Source organism: Candidatus Synechococcus spongiarum SH4 (genome assembly GCF_000586015.1).
GTDB lineage: Bacteria > Cyanobacteriota > Cyanobacteriia > PCC-6307 > Cyanobiaceae > Synechococcus_B > Synechococcus_B spongiarum_F.
In genome coordinates this window covers 1-4,336 of sequence record NZ_JENA01000145.1, presented here as the reverse complement: position 1 = coordinate 4,336, position 4,336 = coordinate 1, and the positions used below count along the sequence as shown (strand labels likewise).

Annotated in this window: 3 protein-coding genes and 1 tRNA gene; 3 read left to right on the top strand and 1 reads right to left on the bottom strand. The window is 64.2% G+C overall.

What is annotated here, in order from left to right; genetic code table 11:
* The first annotated feature begins 143 nt into the window (after positions 1–143).
* Positions 144–404 (top strand): photosystem I reaction center subunit PsaK, encoded by a 261-nt coding sequence (gene psaK, locus BG35_RS0106975; protein WP_025782270.1) that lies wholly within the window; start codon positions 144–146, stop codon positions 402–404.
* Between the two features lie 69 nt (positions 405–473).
* On the opposite strand, the gene dxs is transcribed toward psaK, so the two are convergent.
* Positions 474–2,390, bottom strand: coding sequence for a 1-deoxy-D-xylulose-5-phosphate synthase (gene dxs, locus BG35_RS0106970; protein WP_025782269.1), 1,917 nt, complete (start codon positions 2,388–2,390; stop codon positions 474–476).
* A 143-nt stretch (positions 2,391–2,533) separates the two neighbouring features.
* Between dxs and BG35_RS0106965 the strand changes: the two genes are divergently transcribed.
* Both BG35_RS0106965 and BG35_RS0106960 read left to right on the top strand, forming a co-directional pair.
* Positions 2,534–4,030 carry a TM0106 family RecB-like putative nuclease gene (locus BG35_RS0106965; protein WP_025782268.1) on the top strand — a complete coding sequence of 499 codons (1,497 nt, stop codon included), beginning with the start codon at positions 2,534–2,536 and terminating at the stop codon, positions 4,028–4,030.
* Between the two features lie 59 nt (positions 4,031–4,089).
* A tRNA-Ile gene (locus BG35_RS0106960) sits at positions 4,090–4,162 on the top strand.
* Positions 4,163–4,336 lie beyond the last annotated feature (174 nt).

Sequence of the window (4,336 nt, the reverse complement as noted above, 5' to 3'; positions counted from 1 at the left end):
GCCGTCAGCGGCAAGAGTCCGGGGAAGATGCGAACAAAAGATGAACAAGTCTTACAGGCATCGGCGGAAGGGTGGGTTTGGTTGATGTGATTGGCAAAAATGTCACAGCACCTTGTGCTCACATTGTTTGGAGGACCAGGATCTTGATTGAACCACTCTTTGCTCTGATTCCCGCAACCGTCACCTGGACTCCTGTAGTGGGCATGGTGATGCTGGCGTGCAACGTGGCCGCCATTGCCATTGGGAAGGCCACCATTCAGCAACCCGACGTGGGGCCGGCCATGCCTGGTGACGCCAAGTTCTTTGGCGGCTTCAGTGCTGGCGCCGTGCTGGGGACCACCAGCCTTGGTCACGTGCTTGGCCTGGGGGCCATCCAGGGGCTGGCGGCCCAGGGCTTGCTCTGAAGCTCGTTTAGCCTCTGCCTGTCTCCCCCTGTCCCATCGTTTTCAATCCCCAGCGGTTGGTCCACAGCTTCACAGTGTGGCCACCAACTCTGGGGATTTTTTGCAGGCCGCCAGTTTGCCCAGAATGGCGTCCGTCATTTGGGGAGCGGTCAGCCCCAGATCCTGGAGGCTTTCCTGGGGTTTGGCGTGGTCCACCAGTCGGTCCGGAATGCCGAAGCGTTGTACCGGCGCCAGGCAGTCGTTGTCCTGAAGCATTTCCAGAACGGCCGAGCCGAAGCCCCCCAGGAGCGTGCCCTCCTCCATGGTGACCACCCGGCCACAGCGTTGCGCCAAAGGCAACAGCAGGGCTTGATCCATGGGGCGCAGGAAGCGGGCGTTGACCACCGCGGCATGGATGCCGTGCTCCTGGAGCAGCCCTGCAGTGTCCATTGCGGGCTTCACCATGGTCCCGTAGGCGACGATCAGCAGGTCATCCCCTGCCGCCAACTGCTCCCCACGGCCCATCTCCAGAGGTAGCCATCCGCCTTCCAGGAGGGGCACACCCACGCCACTGCCCCGGGGGATCCGCATGGCCACAGGACCGTCATGGGCCAGGGCCGTCACCAACATGCGCTGCAACTCCCCCTCGTCCTTGGGGGCCATCACCGTGAAGTTGGGCACTGCCCGCAGATAGCTGATGTCGTACTGGCCTTGATGGGTGGGACCGTCAGCCCCCACCACACCGGCACGATCCAGCACGAACACCACCGGCAGCTTCTGGATGCCCACGTCGTGAATCACCTGATCATAAGCCCGCTGCAGGAAGGTGCTGTAAATGGCCACCACAGGTCGCAACCCCTCGGCGGCCATGCCGGCGGACAGGGTCACCGCATGTTGCTCGGCGATGCCCACATCAATGTATTGATCCGGTAAGGCCTTCTGCAGCAGGTCAAGCCCCGTGCCCGTGGCCATGGCCGCCGTAATGCCCACCACCCGGGGGTTGTGCTCGGCGATGCGCACCAGGGTGGAGCCGAACACCTTGGAAAAGCTGGGGGGCTTGGGTTTGGTGCTGGGCTTCGCCTTGCCGCTGGCCAGATCAAAGCTGGATTGGGCATGATAGCCCACCTTGTCGGCCTCGGCATAGGCATAGCCCTTGCCCTTGGTGGTGGCCACATGCACCATCACGGGGCCTTCGCAGTTGTGGGCCGCCGTGAAGGTGCGGATCATGGCGGAGATGTCGTGGCCGTCGATGGGACCCATGTAGGTGAGGCCCAACTCTTCAAAGACTGCGCCCACCTTGGGCACGGCCAACCGCTTCATGCCTTCCTTGATGCGACTCAGTTCGGGGGGAAGCTCCCCCCCCAGGAAGGGGAGGTGGCGCACGCTTTCCTCCATGGAGTCACTGAGGAATTGAATGGGCGGACTCAGGCGCAGCTTGTTCAAATAGCCTGACAACGCCCCCACCGGCGGCGAGATGGACATATCGTTGTCGTTGAGCACCACCAGCAGCCTGGTTTTGGGCAGATGGCCGGCGTGGTTGATGGCCTCCAGGGCCATGCCGCCGGTCAAGGCGCCGTCACCGATGACCGCCACACATTTGTAGTCTTCTCCCTTGCGATCCCGGGCCAGGGCCATGCCCAGGGCTGCGGAGATGGAGGTGGAGGCATGGCCCGCCCCGAAGTGGTCGAAGGGGCTTTCACTGCGCTTCAGGTAGCCGGCAACGCCGTTTTTCTGCCGCAGGGTATGGAAGCGGTGATAACGGCCGGTGATCAGCTTGTGGGGATAGGCCTGGTGGCCCACATCCCAGCACACCCGGTCCCGGTCCAGATCCAGGGTTTGATAGAGCGCCAGGGTCAGTTCCACAACCCCCAAACCCGGTCCCAGGTGTCCACCGCTGGTGGATACGGTCTGCAGGTGCTTCTCGCGAATCTGCCGCGCAATCTGCTCCAGGTCCGGAACGGTCAGCCCATGGAGCTGGTTGGGGTGTTGCAACTGGCTGAGGTGCATCCCGAAGGTGTCTCTTGCAGGGAATCTAGGATGACCAGGTGGGAGTTGCTTGGTTGTCCGTATGGATTCTTTTGAACCGGGGCTGAAGATGACGCCAACCTGGGCGGTGGACAGGACGCAGCAGCATACGGGGCTGGTGACTGTTGAAGAGTGACGGCCTGGTGATCAGCGACCGGCTGCTGCGGAGTTGGCTGCGCTGCCCCCGCAAGGCCTGGCAGGATCTCCATGACAACCCCTCCCGGCGAACCTGGCATCCTCAGCGGGCCGTTCAGTTGGGCCAGGAGCAGCGGTGTCTCAGTCGTTATGGCGCGGGCCGTGGTCTGGTCATGGCGCGGGGCACCCCGGAAGCCTTGCGGGGCGCAGCCGCGATCCAGGGCCTGCGACTTCTGGCGCGGGAGGGGCGTTTCCAACTGAGGGGGCGGATCCCCCTGCTGCTGCGCCGTGACGACGCCAAGAGCCGGTTCGGACCATGGAGCTATGTGCCGCTGCTGGTGCGCACAGGCCGCTTCATCAACCGCGAACAACGGCTATGCCTGGCCTTTCTGGGGCGCCTTCTGCAAGGCTTTCAAGGGCAGTGTCCCCCCCATGGCCTGGTGTTGAGTGGCGATGGGGCCTGCCAACAGGTGTCCTTGGACCCTCTGCAGCCCCAGCTTGACCAGTTGCTGGAGGAGGTGGCCGTTGGGCTGAGCCAACCCCACCCCCCGGAGTTGATTGCAGAACGCAAACGCTGCGCCATCTGCAGTTGGCGGCGGCCCTGCAATGCCCATGCCGCCGCCAGTGGCCATCTGGGGGACGTGAGCGGTGTGGGGGCGGGCCGCCGTCGCCAGTTGATCCGGTTGCAGATCCACACCATTGCGGAGTTGGCCCGAAGCGATCCGCTCCGGCTGGGGCAGGCGCTGGCTCGGGAGGGGCATCCCAACCAAGTGGACCACCACAATGCCTTGGCCGCCGCCCTGGCGCTCCAGGCCCGGAGTCAGCAGAGCCGACAGGCGCAGCGCCGCCCCGACGCCGTCCCATCGATCCGGAACAGCCTGACGACACGGCTTCATCAGGTTCCGGGGGTGCTCTTCTACGACATCGAGGCGGATCCAGACGCTCGCGAGAACTACCTCCATGGCTTTCTGATCTGGACCCGACCGGATCCGGGGGCGCCGTTGAACCTGACGTTGGACCCAACGGGCGCTTCCCCACAACACCATCCCGTTCTCTGTCTGCCCCACCAGGGCGACGGCTGCTGCTGGCGGCGCATCCATGGTCTGCTGAGCCGTTTTCCAGACTGGCCCCTGCTGCATTACGGGGAAACGGAGCGGGTTGAACTGCTGCGCCTAGCCCGCCGGGCTGGCGCCAGCGCCGCTTCACGGGAGACTTTGCAGCAGCGCCTCATGGACGTGCATCAGTTGCTGCGTCAGCAATGGGTGCTGCCCCTCAGCAGCTATGGCCTCAAGAGTGTGGCCACATGGCTGGGGTTCCGGTGGCGCCAGCCCAACGCGGAGGGGGCCCGCGCCGTGTTGTGGTGGCGCCACTGGCGTCGTCATGGGCATGACCATGACCTGCGCCGCATCCTGGAATACAACCACGACGACTGCCAGGCCACCCGTGTGGTGACGGCCTGGCTTCTGGCTCAGGAGCAAAGCCTGTAGCCTAAGCTCGGTGGGGCGGGCGCCATTGGCCGGTGACGAGGCTGGTGAAATGGCGCCATGGGGGCCTAGCAATCTGGTGAATGCAGCGGACTCATAATCCGCCTTAGGCGAGTTCGATCCTCGCGGTCCCCATCCCCACCCTTCTCCCCATCAATGCTTGCGGCAACCCCATGGGCAAGGTGATCCTGATCACCGGAACATCCCCGGTATGGGTCGAGGGTCCGCCATCCTCCTGACCCGGAAGGGCCATGCCGTGTCGTCCATCGTCGTCCTCGTGGGCGCCGTCACCGTGATGGGTGATGAAGG